16 protein-coding genes are annotated in these 17,863 nt (G+C 70.4%); 8 read left to right on the top strand and 8 right to left on the bottom strand.

Annotated elements, in window-relative coordinates; all coding sequences use genetic code 11:
• Nucleotides 1-127: 127 nt before the first annotated feature.
• Nucleotides 128-1,936, bottom strand: a complete 1,809-nt coding sequence (locus tag AB0I10_RS32445; protein ID WP_363156250.1) for an ABC transporter ATP-binding protein — start codon at nucleotides 1,934-1,936, stop codon at nucleotides 128-130.
• 80 nt (nucleotides 1,937-2,016) lie between these two features.
• Nucleotides 2,017-3,714, bottom strand: coding sequence for an ABC transporter ATP-binding protein (locus AB0I10_RS32440; RefSeq protein ID WP_363156249.1), 1,698 nt, complete (start codon nucleotides 3,712-3,714; stop codon nucleotides 2,017-2,019).
• Nucleotides 3,715-3,947: 233 nt separating this feature from the next.
• Between AB0I10_RS32440 and AB0I10_RS32435 the strand changes: the two genes are divergently transcribed.
• The 8 genes from AB0I10_RS32435 (at nucleotide 3,948) to AB0I10_RS32400 (ending at nucleotide 11,504) form a co-directional block, all read left to right on the top strand.
• Nucleotides 3,948-5,015 (top strand): iron chelate uptake ABC transporter family permease subunit, encoded by a 1,068-nt coding sequence (locus tag AB0I10_RS32435; protein ID WP_363156248.1) that lies wholly within the window; start codon nucleotides 3,948-3,950, stop codon nucleotides 5,013-5,015.
• Nucleotides 5,016-5,041: 26 nt separating this feature from the next.
• Complete coding sequence (locus tag AB0I10_RS32430) at nucleotides 5,042-6,115, top strand: iron chelate uptake ABC transporter family permease subunit (RefSeq protein WP_363156247.1); 1,074 nt, start codon at nucleotides 5,042-5,044, stop codon at nucleotides 6,113-6,115.
• Nucleotides 6,112-6,996 carry an ABC transporter ATP-binding protein gene (locus AB0I10_RS32425; RefSeq protein WP_363156246.1) on the top strand — a complete coding sequence of 295 codons (885 nt, stop codon included), beginning with the start codon at nucleotides 6,112-6,114 and terminating at the stop codon, nucleotides 6,994-6,996. The genes AB0I10_RS32430 and AB0I10_RS32425 overlap by 4 nt, the downstream gene beginning before the upstream one ends.
• Before the next feature lie 12 nt (nucleotides 6,997-7,008).
• Complete coding sequence (locus AB0I10_RS32420; protein ID WP_363156245.1) at nucleotides 7,009-8,586, top strand: amidohydrolase; 1,578 nt, start codon at nucleotides 7,009-7,011, stop codon at nucleotides 8,584-8,586.
• On the top strand, nucleotides 8,583-8,834 hold the full coding sequence (locus tag AB0I10_RS32415; protein WP_363156244.1) for a hypothetical protein: 252 nt from the start codon (nucleotides 8,583-8,585) through the stop codon (nucleotides 8,832-8,834). The genes AB0I10_RS32420 and AB0I10_RS32415 overlap by 4 nt, the downstream gene beginning before the upstream one ends.
• Before the next feature lie 50 nt (nucleotides 8,835-8,884).
• Nucleotides 8,885-9,676 (top strand): 4'-phosphopantetheinyl transferase superfamily protein, encoded by a 792-nt coding sequence (locus tag AB0I10_RS32410; protein ID WP_363156243.1) that lies wholly within the window; start codon nucleotides 8,885-8,887, stop codon nucleotides 9,674-9,676.
• Between the two features lie 386 nt (nucleotides 9,677-10,062).
• Nucleotides 10,063-10,680 carry an HNH endonuclease family protein gene (locus AB0I10_RS32405; protein WP_363156254.1) on the top strand — a complete coding sequence of 206 codons (618 nt, stop codon included), beginning with the start codon at nucleotides 10,063-10,065 and terminating at the stop codon, nucleotides 10,678-10,680.
• Between the two features lie 290 nt (nucleotides 10,681-10,970).
• Nucleotides 10,971-11,504: a GNAT family N-acetyltransferase gene (locus AB0I10_RS32400; RefSeq protein WP_363156242.1), complete on the top strand. Its 534-nt coding sequence runs from the start codon at nucleotides 10,971-10,973 to the stop codon at nucleotides 11,502-11,504.
• A 123-nt stretch (nucleotides 11,505-11,627) separates the two neighbouring features.
• On the opposite strand, the gene AB0I10_RS32395 is transcribed toward AB0I10_RS32400, so the two are convergent.
• The 6 genes from AB0I10_RS32395 to AB0I10_RS32370 form a co-directional block, all read right to left on the bottom strand.
• Complete coding sequence (locus AB0I10_RS32395) at nucleotides 11,628-12,839, bottom strand: acetylornithine transaminase (protein ID WP_363156241.1); 1,212 nt, start codon at nucleotides 12,837-12,839, stop codon at nucleotides 11,628-11,630.
• On the bottom strand, nucleotides 12,836-13,726 hold the full coding sequence (gene argB, locus AB0I10_RS32390; protein WP_363156240.1) for an acetylglutamate kinase: 891 nt from the start codon (nucleotides 13,724-13,726) through the stop codon (nucleotides 12,836-12,838). The genes AB0I10_RS32395 and argB overlap by 4 nt, the downstream gene beginning before the upstream one ends.
• Nucleotides 13,727-13,743: 17 nt before the next feature.
• Complete coding sequence (gene argJ / locus AB0I10_RS32385) at nucleotides 13,744-14,895, bottom strand: bifunctional glutamate N-acetyltransferase/amino-acid acetyltransferase ArgJ (protein ID WP_363156239.1); 1,152 nt, start codon at nucleotides 14,893-14,895, stop codon at nucleotides 13,744-13,746.
• On the bottom strand, nucleotides 14,892-15,923 hold the full coding sequence (argC, locus tag AB0I10_RS32380; RefSeq protein WP_363156238.1) for an N-acetyl-gamma-glutamyl-phosphate reductase: 1,032 nt from the start codon (nucleotides 15,921-15,923) through the stop codon (nucleotides 14,892-14,894). Before argC ends, argJ begins: the two co-directional genes overlap by 4 nt.
• Nucleotides 15,924-15,990: 67 nt before the next feature.
• Nucleotides 15,991-16,644: an isochorismatase family protein gene (locus tag AB0I10_RS32375; protein WP_363156237.1), complete on the bottom strand. Its 654-nt coding sequence runs from the start codon at nucleotides 16,642-16,644 to the stop codon at nucleotides 15,991-15,993.
• Between the two features lie 369 nt (nucleotides 16,645-17,013).
• Nucleotides 17,014-17,817 carry an ATP nucleotide 3'-pyrophosphokinase gene (locus AB0I10_RS32370; protein WP_363156236.1) on the bottom strand — a complete coding sequence of 268 codons (804 nt, stop codon included), beginning with the start codon at nucleotides 17,815-17,817 and terminating at the stop codon, nucleotides 17,014-17,016.
• Nucleotides 17,818-17,863 lie beyond the last annotated feature (46 nt).

Here is a 17,863-nt window from a genome sequence, read left to right as displayed (position 1 = left end):
GAACAGCAGTGTCTACACAGGACGTCATGCCCGCACCCGTACCCGTACGGCGCTCCCGGGGGGCCTTCTCGCACGACAGACGGGTGGACGAGTGCTGTGCGCCGTTCGCTCGGCTCGCTCAGCCTGTTCAGCTTTCGACGGGTACGCGCTCCACCGGGGGCTGCGGCTGCTGACGGCTGTCGGACCACGCTGCCCAGAGCTCCGCATAGCGGCCGCCCGCCGCGATCAGCTCCTCGTGCGTGCCGGTCTCGACGACCCGGCCCTGGTCGAGGACGACGACGCGGTCCGCGGTGGCGGCCTGGGGAAGTCGGTGGGCCACCATCAGGCCCGTGCGGCCCTCCAGCGCCTGCAGGGCCGCCGTCTCCAGGACGCGGGCTCCCGCGCTTCCGGCGTCGGCGGTCGCCTCGTCCAGGATCGCGATCACGGGGTCCGTGAGGACGAGGCGCGCCAGGGCCAGATGCTGGGCCTGGGTCACCGTGAGCCGGTGGCCACCCTCGCCGACCACCGTGGCGAGACCGTCGGGCAGCGCCTCCACCCACTCCAGGGCGCCGACCCGGACGAGTGCCGCGCGCAGTTCCTCTTCGGTGGCCTCCGGCCGGGCCAGTCGCAGGTCCTCGGCCAGCGGTCCGGCGAAGACATGGACCTCCTGGCTGATCAGCGTCACCGCCTGCCGGACGCCGGCCGGGCCCAGCTCCTGGGCGTCGACCCCACCGAGGGCGATCGATCCGCCGGACGGCTCGTGCACGCCGGCGATCAGCTTGGCCAGGGTGGTCTTCCCGGCGCCGCTCGCGCCGACCAGAGCGACCCGCTCCCCGTCGCGTACCTCCAAGTCGACATCGTGGAGCACCGGGTGACCGGAGAGGTACGCATGGCTGAGCGTGGAGACCTTGACCGAGCCGTCCACGGGCACGGCGCGCCCGTCGGCCTCCCGCTCGGCCGGCAGGCGTGATACGCCGACGAGGCGGGCGAGGCTCGCGCCGGCGGACTGCGCGTCGTCGATGAGGAAGAGCGCGGCGTTGATCGGGTTGAACAGGCCGTGGAAGTAGAGCGCGGCCGCGGTCGCCGTGCCGATGCTCACGGAGCCGCCGTCGACCAGGAGGAAGCCGGTGACGAGAATGGACGTCATGCCGATGAACTCGGCGATGTTCAGCCTGGAGAAGAACCCGGAGACCAGGCGCATGCCGCGCGCCGCGAGGTCGACGGCCGCTTGCGACCGCTGCTCCAGCAGGTCCGCGTGCCTGCCGTTCAGCCGGAATGCGCGTACGGTGCGGACCCCGCCGACACTGTCGAGGAGCTGGTGCTGGAGCGCGCCGGTCGCCACCCGGTGCTCGGCGTACACCGTCGAGGCACGGGGGATGTACCAGCGCACCGTGAGGATGTGGACCGGAACGGCCACCAGCACCGCGAGCAGGAAGCGCCAGTCCAGCACGGCGAGTCCGACCAGCGTCAACACGATGGTGAGGAAGGCCCCGGCGAACTCGGGCAGGGCCTGTCGCACCGCCTTCGCGATCAGGGTCACATCACCGGTCACCCGCGAGGTGAGGTCGCCCGAACCGGCCTGCTCGACGCGTTCGAGCGGCAGGCGCAGCGCCCGCGCGATGAACCGCTCACGCAGGCTTGCGAGGACGGTTTCGCCGAGCCGGGCGACGAGGGATCTGCCGATCGCGGTCGCGATCCCCCTGGCCACGGCCGCCGCCAGGAGGAGCACCATCGGCACGGTCAGCGAGGCGGGACCGCGCTTGTCGACGACCAGGTCGACGATGCGGCCGAGCAGCGGGGCGGTCAGCATCCCGATGCCCGTTCCGACGACCAGGACGGTCACCGCGGCGAAGGCCAGCAGCCGGTGACGGCGCAGCAGCGCACCGACGACGGAGAGGGTCTGGGCACTGGTGGCCGTGGGCAGGAGCTCGCGTTCAGACGTGCTGGGTCCGCTCATCGTCCGTCCTTCGTCCTTCGCGCTCGCGTGCGCACCTGGGTTCACGTCTGTCCCGTTCACGGAGGGGTCGTGCACCGGCGTCATGCCAACACCACCGAGCGGTACGCCTCGTGGGCGGCGACCAGCTCCGGGTGCGGGCCTTCCGCGGCCACTGCGCCCCCGTCGAGCATCACCACGCGGTCGGTCCCGGCGAGCAGGGCGGGGCTGGTGGTGACCAGGATCGTGGTGCGGGCACGCCGGAGGTCCCGTAGGCGGTCGGCGATGCGCGACTCGGTGACCGTGTCGACGGCGGTCGTCGGATCGTGGACGACCAGCACCGGCGGATCCGCGGCCAGCGCCCGGGCGAGTGCCACCCGCTGGCGCTGCCCGCCGGAGAGCGACCGCCCGCGTTCGGTGAGCACGGTGTCCACGCCCTGGGGCAGGGCGTGGGCGACCTCGTCCGCCGTCGCGGCGGCCAGCGCGGGCCCGACGTCCGTGGTGTCGTCGTCCGTTCCGGCCCTTACGTTGTCCAGCAAGCTGCTCTCGAACAGGTCGGCGTCGTGGTGGGCGACCAGGATCGCGCGGCGGACGTCCTCGGGGGCGAGCTCGGTCAGCGGTACGCCGTCGAGCTCGATACCTCCGGCATCGGGGTCGAGTTCGCGGCCCAGGCAGAGCAGCAGGTCGTTCGCGACGGCCGGGTCCTTGGCGACCACGCCGACCAGGCTGCCGGGGGCGATATCCAGGTCGATCCCGCGCAGCGCGCCGTGCGTGACCTCGCGCAGCCGGAGGTGCCCGGCGACCGGGGTGGGCAGCGTGGCCGTTCCCGCGGTGACGGAGGGCGGCGAGGCGAGAATTTCGGCGATCCGGTCGGCCGAGGCACGGCCCTGGGCGAACTCGCCGTTGACGTAGGTGAGGAGCTGGAACGGCCCGAGCAGGTACTGCGCGAGACCGACGGCCGCCACAAGGTCGCCCACGCTGATCGTGCCACGCATCGCCAGATGGGCGCCGACCAGCCCGATGACCGCGATGAAGACCCCGGTGAGGGCGAGGATCGCACCGTCGTGCCAGGCCCGGCTGCGGGCGGCGCGCAATGCGGCGGCCAGCGAGTCCCGGCTCGTCACGCGGTACCGGGACACCGCTGCCGGTTCGGCGCCGATCCCCTTGAGGACGCGCAGCCCGGCGACGAGATCGGCGGCGACACCGGAGGCGTGGGCGGCGCGCTCCTGCTCGGTCTCGCTGCGCCGTTCCAGTGGGCGGCTGATCCGGTGGCCGAGCCACAGCAGGGGCGGCACACCGAGGAGGACAAGGAGGCCGAGCGGTACCGAGACGCGAAGCAGGGCCACCGCGCTGATGGCCAGTCCGGCGAGTGCCGAGATGGCATACGGCAGTGCGGAGGCGACCGAGCCCACCCGTCGGGCGTCACCGGTCGCGACGGCGGTCAGTGCGCCGGGTAGGCGGCCGGCATCGGCGCCGCCTCGTGGGTCGAGTACCCGGGCGCCGAGGTCGAGCCGGATCCGGTGCGCCGCGCGTTCGGCCGCCGACTCGGTGAGCCGGGCGGAGTTCCGGTAGCAGTTGGACAGGATCAGGAAGAGTGCGGCGAGTACCAGCAGCCAGCGCAGGAGGGCACCGGAGGAGCCGGTCGCCACGGCCTCGTCGATGACCAGTCCGATGACGACGGGGACCATGGCCTCGCACACCTGGTGCGCCATACCGAGGAGCGATGCGCCGGTGATACGGCGCCGTTGGTCAGCGAGCGCTCTCCGGAGGACGTGTCCCCCCGTTGGTCCTCCAGCGGGCATGCGGGACCTCCATGGAAATGGACTGGATAGTTAGGTAAGGCTACCTTAATTAAATGTCCTGCCAAGGCTTCCTGCGGGGCCGTCACATACACCCTTTCCGTCTGAACTCCGGCCGCGTTGACCGGTCATGGATGGTTCGGTTAGCCTCACCTAAGTCACATTGCATTGCTGCTTCATCACCGTTTGTGACGCGTCCCGTGTCACTTGCGAAACACCGCCAGGGGGAGTTGTCGTTGTCGGTCGAAGTCCAGGCGGCGTCCGGAAGCGAAGCCGACGGGCTCGCCGTACCCAAGGCGCGCCGGGGCGTTGCGACACTGCGCGGCCTGGGCCTTCTCGTGGCGCTCGGCGCGCTGGTCCTGGTCTCGCTGGTCAGCGTGTGGGTGGGCACGAGGGGCATCCCGTTCACATCCACATGGGGTCTGCTGTGGCAGCCTGACGGGTCGGAAGCCTCGGTCATCATCCACGACTACCGCATCCCCCGCACCCTTCTCGCACTGCTCGTCGGCATGGCGCTCGGACTGTCCGGCGCGCTGATGCAGGCCCTGACGCGCAATCCGCTCGCCGACCCCGGGCTGCTCGGGGTGAGCCTGGGAGCCTCCACCGGAGTGGTCGTCGCCATCGCCTTCCTCGGCGTGGCCACACCCCTCGGCTATGTGTGGTTCGCCCTCATCGGCGCGGCGATCGCGTCGGTGGTGGTCTACCTGCTGGGTTCCTCCGGGCGGAAGCTGGCCACCCCCGAGCGTCTGGTCGTCGCGGGAGCCGCGGTGACGGCGGTGCTGTACGCCTTCAACTCGGCGGTACTGCTGCTCAATCCGAAGGCGTTCGACCAGTTCCGCTTCTGGACGGTGGGCGCCCTCGCGGGCCGGTACTTCGACATCGTGTACATCACCCTGCCGTTCGTCGCCGTGGGCCTGCTGATCGCCCTCGGGCTCGCCCCGTCGCTCAACGCTCTGGCCCTGGGCGACCAGGTGGGGCGTGCCCTGGGGGTGAAAGTCGGCCGGACCCGGGTACTGGGGGCGATCGCGGTCATGCTGCTGAGCGGTGCCGCCACCGCCGCGGCGGGCCCGATCGGCTTCGTGGGTCTCGCCGTGCCGCACGTGGCCCGCTTCATCGTCGGCCCGGACCAGCGGTGGGTGCTCACGTACTCCATGCTGCTCGCTCCGGTCCTGCTGATCGGAGCGGACGTCCTGGGCCGGGTGCTCGGTGCCCCGGGCGAGGTCCAGGTCGGCATCGTCACCGCGTTCATCGGCGCACCGCTGTTCATCGCGCTGTGCCGCCGCCGAAAGCTGGTCATGCTGTGAGTTCCGTACGGGAGGCGAACGCCCGAGTGCCCGGACCCGTCGATGCCCCGAAGACCCGTGTCGTCAGCGGGCTGGTGATCCGCACCGGAGGGGGCGGACTGTCCCTCCGGCTGCCGGGCCGTGCTCTGGCCGTGACGGCCGTGCTGCTGGCCGCCCTCGCGGTGGTCATGGGTATCAGCCTGACCACCGGGGACTTCGAGTTGTCCATCGGCGAGGTCCTCCAGGCGGTGACCGGCAGGGGATCGGGCGCCGCCGACTTCATCGTCAACACGCTGCGCCTGCCTCGCCTGCTGACCGCGCTGGGCGTCGGGGCGGCCCTGGCGGTCAGCGGCGCGATCCTGCAGAGCCTGACCGGCAACTCGCTGGGCAGCCCCGACATCATCGGCTTCACCAACGGGTCGGCCGTGGGCGCCCTGGGCGTCATCATCGTGCTGCACGGCAGCATGACCCAGATCGCGATCGGCGCGCTGCTCGGCGGCCTCGCCACCGCCGGTGCGGTCTACCTCCTCATGCTGGGCCGGGGGTTGCAGGGGTTCCGGCTTGTCGTCGTCGGCATCGGCGTGAGCGCCCTGCTGCTCGCCGTCAACTCGTATCTGATCACCCGGGCGACCTGGCAGGAGGCGCTGGAGGCCCAGGCGTGGCTCATCGGCAGCCTGGGGAATCGGGGGTGGCAGCATGCGAGTGCCATCGGACTCGCGGTGGCCGTTCTGCTTCCGTTCGCGGCCGTCCTCGCCCGTCGGCTCTCCGTGGTGGAGATGGGCGACACCACCGCCATCGCCCTCGGCGTCAACGTGGCCCGGACCCGCACGGCCATGCTCGTCATCAGTGTCGCCCTGGCCGCGTTCGCCACCGCGGTCACCGGTCCCATCTGGTTCATCGCCCTGGCCGCGCCCCAACTGGCCCGCAGGCTGAGCCGGTCCTCCGGTCCCACCCTGGTGCCGTCCGCCCTCATGGGTGCGTTCCTGCTCGCCCTGAGCGACCTCGTCGTGCAGCGGGCCTTCGCCCCCACACTCCTCCCGGTGGGCACGGCGACCGGCACCATCGGCGGGCTGTACCTCATCTGGCTGCTGATCACCGAGTCGCGAAAGAGCCGCGCATGACTGGAACGAACCCTGTGACGCCCCGGCTGCGTGCCGAGGATCTGACGCTGTCCTACGACCAGCGGACGGTGGCCACCTCCCTCGGGGTGGACATTCCCGACCACTCGTTCACCGTGATCATCGGGCCGAACGCCTGCGGTAAGTCCACGCTGCTGAAGGCTCTCGCGCGGATGCTCAAACCCCGGGCGGGGCAGGTCTACCTCGACGGTGCGGCGATCGCGTCGTACCGCTCGCGCGAGGTCGCCCGCCGGCTGGGGCTGCTCCCCCAGTCGTCGACCGCGCCCGGCGGCATCATCGTGGGGGACCTCGTGGCCCGCGGCCGCTATCCGCACCAGCGGCTGCTCAAGCAGTGGTCCGCGGAGGACGAGGCGGCCGTGGCCGAGGCGATGCGGCAGACCGGCGTACTGGAACTCGCCGACCGGCCCGTCGACGACCTCTCCGGCGGACAGCGCCAGCGCGTATGGCTCTCCATGGTGCTGGCACAGCAGACGCCCATCATGCTGCTGGACGAACCGACCACCTACCTCGACATCGCCCACCAGGTCGAGGTGCTGGACCTGTGCGCCGGCCTGCACGCGCGCAAGGGACACACCGTCGTCGCGGTCCTGCACGACCTCAACCAGGCATGCCGCTACGCCACTCACCTCATCGTGCTGCGGGCAGGCGGCACGGTCGCGGCCGAGGGCGACCCGGCGAGCGTCATGACCGCCGAGCTGGTCGAGGACGTGTTCGGGCTGCCCTGCCGGATCATCGACGACCCGGAGACCGGCACACCGCTGATGATCCCCGCCGCCCCCAGGCGCCACGAGCCCGAGGAGAGCGCGGACGATACGTCCACCGCCGGCACCGTGAAAACCGCGTCGATGGCCGAAACCAGCTAGGACGGACTGCCCATGCTCTGCACCAGGCTGACGAACGCACACATCCTCACCATGGACCCGGACCACCCCGTCGCCCACGACCTGGGCATCTGGCGGGGTCGGATCGTGGGCCTGGACGACGCGGTGACCTCGCTGCCCGCCCGCGAGGTCATCGACCTGCAGGGCGCCACCGTGCTGCCCGGGTTCATCGACAGCCATGTGCACCTGGCGTGGACCGGGTTCAAGGCGAGCACCCCGAGCGTGGCACCGTGCGAACGGGTCGACGACGTGCTCGCGGTCGTGTCGGAGGCCACCTCCGGGGAGGGCGAGCCCGGCGCCTGGGTGGACATCGCCGGGTACGACCAGCGGTCCCTGGGACGCCATCTGACCGCTGCCGAGCTGGACCGGGTCAGCAATGGGCGCAAGGTGCTCATGATGCACGACTCCGGACACGCCTGCGTGGTCAACAGCGCCGTGCTGGACGTGCTTCCGACCGATGTCCCGCACCAGGACGGCTTCCTGGTGGAGGGCGCCATGGCCGCCGCACGCCGGCTGCGCCTGCCGTGCTCGCAGGAGGAACTCGCCGACGCCATCGAGTACGCCGCCCGCACCTGCCTGGCCGAAGGGGTGACCGCCTGCGCCGAGGCCGGCATCGGAGGCGGCCTGCTGGGCTACAGCCCGGTCGAGCTCGGCGCCTACCAACTCCTGCGTGACCAGGGCCGGTTGCCGCTGCGGATCCAGCTCATGGCGGGCGGCGACACCCTGCGGCCGGTCGCCGCGCACCGGAACGACGGTTTCCCGCGCGCTCTCGACCTCGGCCTGCGCACCGGGTTCGGCGACGACTGGCTCTCCCTGGGCGCGCTCAAGATCTACACCGACGGCGGCATGATGGCCCGCACGGCCGCGCTCACCGCCCCGTACGAAGGCATGGAGCACACCGGGCAGCTCCAGGACGACCCCGACCGCCTCACCGACCTCATCGTGGACGGGCACCTCGCCGGCTGGCAGCTCGCCGTGCACGCCATCGGCGACCGCGCCGCCGACCTCGCACTGGACGCCCTGGAGCGGGCACAGCGGCTACGGCCCCGCCCCGACGCGCGGCACCGCATCGAACACGCCGGACTGATCCGCCCCGACCAGCTCCCGCGCTTCGCGCAGCTCGGCGTCAGTGCCGTGATCCAGCCGAACTTCCTGCGCTACTTCGGCGACGACTACGCCGCCGTCATGGGGGAGGAGCGCGCGCCGTGGATGTACCGGGGCCGCGGCTTCCTCGACCACGGTGTCACGGTCGTCGGCAGCTCCGACCGGCCCGTCACCGACGGCGCACCGCTGCGGGCCATCCAGTTCATGGTCGAACGCGCCTCCACCTCGGGGCAGTTGATCGGCCCCGACGAGGCCATCACCGTCGACGAGGCCCTGCACGCCTACACCGTCGCCGGCGCCTACGCCTGCCGGTGGGACGACAGTGCCGGCAGCCTCACCCCGGGCAAACGCGCCGACCTGGTCGTGCTGGGAGACGACCCACGGCGCGTCAGCACCTCGCGCATCGGCGACATCGAGGTCGTGGCGACGTTCGTCGACGGCCATGAGTCCAAGGAGGCGGCGCTGTGAGCACGCGTACGGATGCGATCGAGCGCTATGCGCACCTGTGGGAGGCGCCCTCGTCCCCGCACCAGTGGGTCATTTGGACCACCGCGGGGGAGACCATGGTCTTCGACAGGCAGCTCAACTGCCCTGAGTACATTGACGATGAACCAACCCTGCAAGAGGTCCTGCGCAGAATGCGCGAGGCGGGCGTACCGGAGAGTGACGACTATCCGGGCCACCCTTGTGCGCGGCACGGTTCCGGCCGCACCTGACACCGCACCTCCCCAGCCCGTCGCCTCTGCCAACGCCAGGAGACAGCACGATGAGCGCGCGCAGCATGCTCACGCACAGCCCGCGCACCGGCGCGTCGGGCGACGCAACGCCGGTCCCATTCCTCCTGGGCACGGATCCGCTGCCCACCCCCTGGGAGGGGGGTACGACGCCGCGCGTTTGGTCCGCGCGCGTGACCGAGTATGCGGAGCGAGCTGCTGCTGACGCTTGGCTGCTGGACGGCGATGAGCGAGCGCGGGCCCAAGCCTTCGTGAGGGAGGCCGACCGTGACCGGTACCGCGTGGCCCACGTCGTACTGCGGCGCCTCCTCGGTGCGTATCTGAGCCAGGACCCTGCAGCGGTCGAGCTCGTCCGTGAGCCCTGCCCCGGTTGCGGCGGCCCGCATGGCCGCCCGGCCGTTGCGGGCTCGCCCCTGCATTTCTCCCTGTCGCACTCCGGTGACCTCGCACTCTTCGCCTTCGCGGAGACGCCGGTGGGTGTCGACGTAGAAGCCGAGCCGTCCCCCGAGGCGTCGGCGGAGGTCGCGGCGGTGCTGCACCCGGCGGAGCGAGCAGAGTTGGCCGCCCTGCCTCCCGCCGCCCGCCCTGCCTCGCTCGCCCGCTGCTGGGCCCGCAAGGAGGCGTACCTCAAGGGCATCGGCATCGGCCTCGCCGAAGACCCCTCGGTCACCTACGTCGGAGCGGGGCCCGATCCGGCGGATCCGTCCGGCTGGTCACTGGCTGATGTCCCCGTCCCCCGGGGATACGCGGCTGCCTGTGCCGTCCGCACCGAAGTACCCGGCGGGCCACTGCCGGGGCCGGGTCGCGGCGTCCGCCCTCGGTGAGGGATCAGGCGTGCGTCGCCGGAGAGCGGCCCGTGCCGCATCCGACAGCGGCGCCGTGGCCATGCCCCAGTGCGGCGGCCCCAACGGGCAACTCGGTGTCCGGCGTTCCCCTTTCGTTCACCAGGTGAAGTGCCTGATCGTTTCTGCGCGATATTCACCCATCGGCTAGCCGGAAAGAGTTCATGTCGAGGAGCCTTATCGCCCCGAGGCGGCAGCCCTACTGTCCACGGTGACCAACCGGCGGCGCCGCACGAGTGATTGCCGGCACCGCCGCTCCTGCTCGGATACGGCCGGCCCGGCACTCCAGGCCGGATGGCGAGCGAACTTCCCTTCAAGGAGGACCCGTGTTCCGTGCTCTGGCCCCCTCTCGTCGCCGCTCGGTCGGCATGACCGGTGCGATGCTGGCCGCCGTCACCCTGTCGGTCACGCTGACGACCCCGGCGTCGGCGACCCCGCCCAACATCCCCGGCAAGGCCACAGCCCAGTCCGAGCTCAACGCGCTGACCGTGGCCGCCGAGGGCAGCATGACCGGCTACTCGCGGGATCTGTTCCCGCACTGGATCACCGTTTCGGGCGCCTGTAACACCCGGGAAGAAGCGCTCAAGCGCGACGGTACGAACGTGGTGGTCGGCAGCGACTGTTACCCGGACTCGGGCAGCTGGTACAGCCCGTATGACGGCATCACCGAGTTCGCAGCCTCCGATATCGACATCGACCACGTGGTCCCGCTCGCCGAAGCGTGGCGCTCCGGTGCCAACACATGGACGACCGGCAAGCGCCAGGACTTCGCCAACGATCTGGGATACCCGCAGCTGATCGCGGTGACCGACAACGTCAACAGCTCCAAGGGTGACCAGGACCCCTCGGCCTGGACACCGCCGCTGTCCTCCTACCACTGCACCTACTCCAAGATGTGGATACGGTCCAAGTACCACTGGGGCCTGAAACTCCAGTCCAGCGAGAAGTCGGCGCTGCAGAGCATGCTCAACACCTGCTCCTCCTGACCATGACACCGTGCACACACTCCTGGTGAACGTGCTCCGCCACCCCCGGACTTGAGCAGCGTCGCCCGCGCCGGCTGGTCGCCCTGGTGACCAGCCGGCGCGGAGTGACAGGCCGACTGCATAAGGGATCCCTGCGCCCCCACCTCAAAACCAGGACACGCTTACCCGCACACCGCTGAGCGTTTGGCTGGAAGCTTAGGTGAGGCTAGCCTTAGTCGCGCTGATCTTCCCAGGTGCCGCGGTGGCCGAAGCGCCCTCCGCGCACGGTGGGACCGGAGGAAGGGAAACCCTTGACCACGGCCGCCCTGCGCCTCGGCACAACGCCGTCCCGCACCGCCCTGCCCGACTCGCTCCGCGTACGGTCCGCGCGCCGTGGGGATGCCAGGGCTCTCGAAGCCTTGTCCCGGCCGTTCGTACGCTCAGGAGCACTGCGCGAGCGTCCCCTTTCGCTTTACGCCACAGATGCCCCCGATTTCCTGATCGCGGACGCCTGGGACGGCCTGGACGGCAGCCTCGACGGCTGTCTCGGCCTGCGCATCCACCCAGCCGACCCGATCAGCGGCCGCAGGCCCACAGGCGTCCTGTACAACTTCTGTGTCTCGCCGCACAGTCAGGGCCGTGGGGTGGGGGCGCTGCTGCTGCGGGCGGCGCTGGCGAAGGCCAACGAGAAATCGCTGTGCGCCCTGTTCACCGCGACGACCGGTGGCGGTGACCTCTTCCTCAAGTACGGCTTCGCACCGGCTTGCGCGAGTCTCGCACCAGCGGCTTGGGTGAACTCCCTGGACCCCCGCCGTAACTCGCGACTCCTCGCACGCGTGCTCTGACCCAGCAGGGCGGCTCACGCGCAGCAGGGGCCGGTCCGGAAACACCTTCCGGACCAGCCCCTGCTGGGCACCCCGCGAGGCGCCGGGCGGTTGGCGTCCGCAGCACACCGGCTGGGCAGTGGCTCAGGCGTCGAGCATGCCCGGCAGCGCCGCGAGCAGAGCGTCCACCTGAGCTTCGGCGACCGTCAGCGCCGGAGCCAGCCGAACCGTCGCGGGGCCCGTGGCATTGACGAGGAAGCCGGCGTCCTGCGCCGCCTTCTGTACGCGCGAGGCGACCGGATCCGTAAGGACCATGCTCAGCAAGAGCCCCCAGCCCCGGACATGGCTCACCCGAGGATGTTCCAGCCCCTCGATGCCGCTCCGCAACCGCTTTCCCACGTGCGTGACATGGGCGAGCAGCCCGTCCTTCTCGATGGTTTCCAGTACGGCGAGACCGGCCGCACAGGCCACCGGGTTGCCGCCGAAGGTCGAGCCGTGCTGGCCCGGTTCCAGCAGGTCGGCTGCCGTGCCGAACGCCACTGTCGCGCCGATCGGCAAGCCGCCGCCCAGCCCTTTGGCGAGCGTCACCACATCCGGGTCCGCGCCGTCCACCGCCTGGTGGGCGAACCAGTGACCGGTGCGGCCGATCCCGGTCTGGACCTCGTCGAGTACGAGTAGCGTGCCGGTGGCCCGGGTGATCTCACGGCATGCCTGCAAATACCCCTCGGGCGCCGGGATCACGCCTGCCTCACCCTGCACCGGTTCGACGAACACGGCCGCCGTCTCCTCCGTCACCACCGCCCGCAGTGCGTCCACGTCACCGAACGGGACGTGGGACACCCGGCCCGGCAGCGGTAGGAACGGTTCCCGCTTCGCGGGTTGCCCGGTGAGGGCGAGCGCCCCCATGGTGCGCCCGTGGAAACCGCCCTCGGTCCCGACCAGGTGTGGGCGCCCCGTCCGGCGGGCGATCTTGAACGCTGCCTCGATCGCCTCCGCCCCGGAGTTCGCGAAGAACACCCGTCCCGGCCTACCCACGAGCCGCAGCAGCCGTTCGGCCAGCACGACAGGAGGCTCGGCGACGTACAGATTGGAGACGTGCCCCAGCCTGGCGATCTGATTGCTCACCGCCGACACCACGGCGGGGTGCGCATGCCCCAGCGTGTTCACGGCGATGCCGCCGGTGAAATCGAGGTACGCGCGTCCGGACTCGTCCCACACCGTGCTGCCCTCGCCTCTGACCAGAGCCAGTGGGGGAGTGCCGTAGTTGTCCATCATCACGGCCTGCCAGCGGTCCGTGAGCACCGGACGGTCCCTCTCCGCTGCGGTCGAGCAACCGTCGTCGTAACTGATGGTCATGCGTCGCTCGTTTTCAGGTCCGGAGCCACGGTGGTGCCGGGATTGTCGTCGGCGAAGACTCCCCGCAGCACCGAGTGCGGCACCCGGCCATCCAACACGTGTGCCTTGCGCACCCCCGCCCGGACGGCCCGCAGACATCCCTCCATCTTGGGAAGCATGCCGCTTGCCAGTTCCGGCAGCAGCTTCTCCAGCTCACTGGCGGTCAGGCGGTCGATCACCTCGGTGCTGTGCGGCCAGTTCGCGTACAGCCCCTCTACGTCGGTGAGCATCACCAGCTTCTCCGCGTCGAGGGCCGACGCCAGCGCCGCGGCCGCGAGATCGGCGTTGATGTTGTAGACCTGCCCATCCTCCCCACGGGCGACGGGTGAGACCACCGGGATGCGGCCCTGTTCCAGCAGGGTCCGCACGGTGTCCGGGTTCACCTCCACGATGTCACCGACCAGCCCGATGTCCACCGGCTCGCCGTTCACCCAGGCCGGCCGCCGCACGGCCGTCATGGTGTGCGCGTCCTCGCCCGTCAACCCCACCGCGAACGGCCCGTGTCTGTTGATGAGTCCCACCAACTCCCGCTGGACGCGGCCGGTCAGCACCATCCGTACCACGTCCATGATCTCCGGAGTGGTCACCCTCAGGCCCGCCTCGAAGCGGACCTCCAGATCGAGCAGGTTGAGCATCGCACTGATCTGTGGTCCGCCGCCGTGCACGACGACCGGGTGCAGGCCCGCGTGCCACAGTTCCACCACATCCTGGGCGAAGGTCCGCTTCAGTTCCTCGTCGACCATGGCGCTGCCGCCGAACTTGATGACGACCGTCCGGCCCTGGAACTCCTCCAGCCAGGGCAACTCCTCGACGACCGGCTCCGCGCGAGGTGCGTCGAGCTGCTTCATCTGTGTCCCGACCCCGTTCATGAGCTGTACGCGCTGTTCTCGTGGACGTACTCGGCAGTGAGGTCGTTGGTCCAGATCGCCGCCGACGCGTCACCGGACCGAAGATCGATCGTGACGGTGATCTGACGCCCCGACAGGTCGACCTTGTCTCGGGACTCGCCCGCCGCGCCGTCCCGGCACACCCAGACGCCGTTGATGGCCACATCCAGGCGGTCGGGGTCGAACACGGCGGATGTCGTACCGATCGCCGACAGCACCCTGCCCCAGTTCGGGTCCTCCCCGTGTAGAGCACACTTGAGCAGATTGTTCCTGGCCACGGACCGGCCCACCGTCACGGCGTCCCCCTCCGACGCCGCGCCGACGACCTCCACCTCGATCTCCTTCGAAGCGCCCTCCGCGTCCGCGACCAACTGCCGCGCCAGATCCAGGCAGACCGTGTGCACCGCCTCGGCGAAGGCGCGCGGAAACGGTGTCACCCCCGAAGCGCCCGACGCGAGCAGCAGCACGGTGTCGTTGGTGGACATACAGCCGTCCGAGTCCACCCGGTCGAAGGTGGTACGGACCGCCTCCCGCAGTGCCGAGTCGAGCGTGGGTGCGTTCACGTCCGCGTCCGTGGTGAGCACCACGAGCATGGTGGCCAGTCCGGGAGCGAGCATGCCGGCGCCCTTCGCCATACCGCCCACCGTCCAGCCGGGGCCGGAGACCACCGCTGTCTTGTGCACCGAGTCCGTCGTCTTGATCGCGACGGCCGCGTCCTCGCCCCCTTCGGGCGACAGCTGTGCGGCGGCGGTGCCGATGCCCGCTGTGACCTTGTCCATCGGCAGCAGGACGCCGATGAGTCCGGTGGAACACACGGCGACCTCGTGCGGCTCGACTTCCACGGCCCGCGCCGTGTGCTCGGCCATCAGCCGAGCGTCAACGGCGCCCGCCTGCCCCGTACAGGCGTTGGCGCCACCGGAGTTGAGGACGACCGCGGATATCCGGCCGTCGGCCAGCATCCGCCGGGACCAGCGGACGGGCGCGGCCTGGACCCGGTTGGAGGTGAACACCCCGGCAGCCGCTCGCGACGGGCCCCGGTTCACCACCAGGGCCAGGTCGGGACCACCGAAATCCTTGATCCCGGCGGCCACACCGCTTGCGAGGAATCCCTGTGCGGCGGTCACGCTCACGGAGCAACTCCATTCGTGGGCAGGCCCAGCTCTTCCGGCAGGCCCAGGGCGACATTCATGCTCTGCACCGCGCCACCCGCGGTGCCCTTCGTCAGGTTGTCGATCGCGCTGACGGAGATCAGGCGACCGGTTCGCTCGTCCACCGCCACCTGCACCTGCGCGGTGTTGGAGCCGAGTACGGCGGCGGTCGACGGCCACTGCCCGGACGGCAGCAGCCGGACGAACGGCTCCTCGGCGTACGCGGCTTCGTACGCCGCCCGCACCTCGCGGGTGCCGGAGGCGCCCGGATGCAGACGTGCGGAGCAGGTGGCCAGAATGCCCCGGGCCATCGGCGCCAGCGTCGGTGTGAACGACACGGAGACCTGCTCGCCCGCAACCCTCGACAGGTTCTGCGCCAGCTCCGGCGTGTGCCGGTGGCCACCGCCGACTCCGTACGGGCTCATCGAGCCCATCACCTCGGAGCCGAGCAGATGGGGCTTGGCGGCACGCCCCGCTCCCGAGGCCCCGCTCGCCGCGACGATCACCGCCTCCGGTTCCACCAGGCGCGCGGCGAAAGCCGGGTACAGCGCCAGGGTCACCGCGGTCGGATAGCAGCCGGGCACCGCCACCCGCGTCGTTCCCTTCAACTCCTCGCGTGCGCCGGGCAGTTCGGGTAGCCCGTAGGGCCAGGTGCCGGCATGCGGCGAATCGTAGAACCGCCTCCACTCGACCGGGTCGCGCAGCCGGAAGTCGGCACCGCAGTCCACGATCAACGTTTCCGGGGCCAACTGCTCCGCGAGCGCCGCCGACTGGCCGTGTGGCAAAGCCAGGAACACCACATCGTGCCCTTGCAGCGACGCGGCGGAGGTCTCGACCAGCACCCGGTCCGCCAGCGCGGTCAGGTGCGGCTGCACTTCCCCGACCGTGCGGCCCGCGCTGCTGTGCGCGGCGACCACTCCGATCTCCACCTCGGGATGCCCCACCAGCAGACGCAGGATCTCCCCTCCGGCATAGCCGCTCGCTCCGGCCACGGCGACCCGTACCGTCATCTTCTTCGTCTCTCCCTGTTCCCGAGCGATGCCCGGCAGACTCCCGGACCAGATGCCTGATGGTTCGTCATGTTCCCTGCTTCCCCGCCCCGATCAGCAGTTCGCGACGCAGTTCGTCCGTGGTGCAGACGGCGCCGCTGCGCGCGGCCCACCGCAGCGCCATGGCATGTTCCTCAGCGGAGAAGTCGGCCACCGCGTCGGCCACGACGAAGGGCTGGATGTCCTGCATGAAGGCGTCTGCCGCCGTCAACAGGACACCGAGATGCGCGAACACACCGCAAACGATCAGCTGGTCCCGGCCTGTGGATCGCAGTAATCTGCCGAGATGGCTGCGGAGGAAGGCGTTGTGGCGCACGTTGGGCAGCAGATGCTCACCGGGCCGTGGAGTGAGCGTCTCGACGATGGCGGCGTCGGGCTCATCGCCTATGCCCGGCCCCCAGACGTCGGCCAGCAGCCCGCGTTGGCCGGGCTGCTGCCCGGCCGGTTCGGCGCTGAAGGCGACCGGCATGCCGAGCAGGCCCGCGAGTTCGCGCAGGACGGCGATGTTGTGGACTAGCTCCACCACAGGGGAGCGTCCCGCCGGGAACGCCCGGACGAAGTGGTTCTGCATGTCATGGACCAACAGCGCGGCACGTGCCGGATCGATCACCCAGGGGACACACGGCAACGGGATCTCGGAGCGGTCAGGCATGGGGTATGAGTCGATGACCGGCAGTCCCATGTGTGATCTCCTCCCCTGATGGTGTGCCTGCCGGGTCCGAACCATGCGCGATCCCTGCAAAGGGACTCGCGCGGGCAGGGGGCAACGCGGCTCCACGGCGAAGCTCTACCCGCCCCATCAGGCATTTAGCTTAGCCTAACCTAAGTACTGGCGTGAGTGGATCTCGGCCACCCGGTCAGGCGGCGCGCACCAGTAGCCCAGTGAGTGCAACCGCTGCTTGGGGACGGCGAGTTGCTTGCGTATGTATGAAGCGAGGGTCCGGGTCGTCGTCGCCCGAGGGTCTGGAGGCCGTCGCCGCCGTGCTGACCAGCCGCCCACGCAAAACGCTCGGCTGGGAAGCCCCAGCCGAGCGCCTGTCCAAACTGCTCGCTACCTGATCAACCGACCGCGTGTTGCGACGACCCCCGGTACACGGGGAGCGGTCAGGTGGTCGGCGCCGGGCGGGACGGGCACCATTGCGAAGATCGCGTCCTGCTGTTCCTGGAGCTCCTTGGCGCGCTCGGGCGTGGTGGTGGGCAGCCGCTGCTCCTCGTACAGCTTGTGCGTCTCCTCCTGCGCCCACTTGCTCGTCGGCGTGTGGAACTGGATCTCGAAAGGATGTCCGGAACGCGGTGCGCGCCAGCCGGTGTTGAGCCCCTTGTAGCCCTTCCCGCTGTTCCAGCGGTTCGTCCACTTGGTGCTGTCGTTGCCCCAGGCTGCGAGAGTGTGCGAGGCGATGGTGACACCGACGCTGTAGCGGTGGTCGGGCCACTGCAGGGTGTAGCGCACCGAGTCGCTGATCCTCGCCAGGCTCTCGCCGACGTTCTGGCCCGGGTTCTCCTTCATCGAGGTGGCGACCTTGCGCTTGAGCGAATCCGGGGACTTCAGGCGGCGGTCGAAGCCGACAACCTCGGCGGCGCTGACTACCGCGGCCGCCCGCACCTGCGGGCTGATGGACCGCTCCGCCTTCTTGGCCTGCTCTACATAGGCGTCCACACGCGCGTTGTCCGCCGGGCTCAACGACAGCCCGCCCTCGCCCTGCCAACCTCCGCCCTCGACGACCGACCGGGCACTGGGGCGGACCGTGTTGTCCTGCGCTGACGTGGCCTGTGCCCCGTCGGCCAGGCCCAGTCCCACAATGGCGCTCAGGGCGAGCGCGGTGACGGCCCGGGTCACCTTGGTTGTGATCCTCATCGTCTGCAGCGTTCCTTCCTAGACACGGCACCCATACGACTGCCAC

Source organism: Streptomyces sp. NPDC050636 (genome assembly GCF_040654775.1).
In the GTDB taxonomy this organism is placed as follows: Bacteria; Actinomycetota; Actinomycetes; order Streptomycetales; family Streptomycetaceae; genus Streptomyces.
This window is presented reverse-complemented; position numbering and strand designations above follow the sequence as displayed.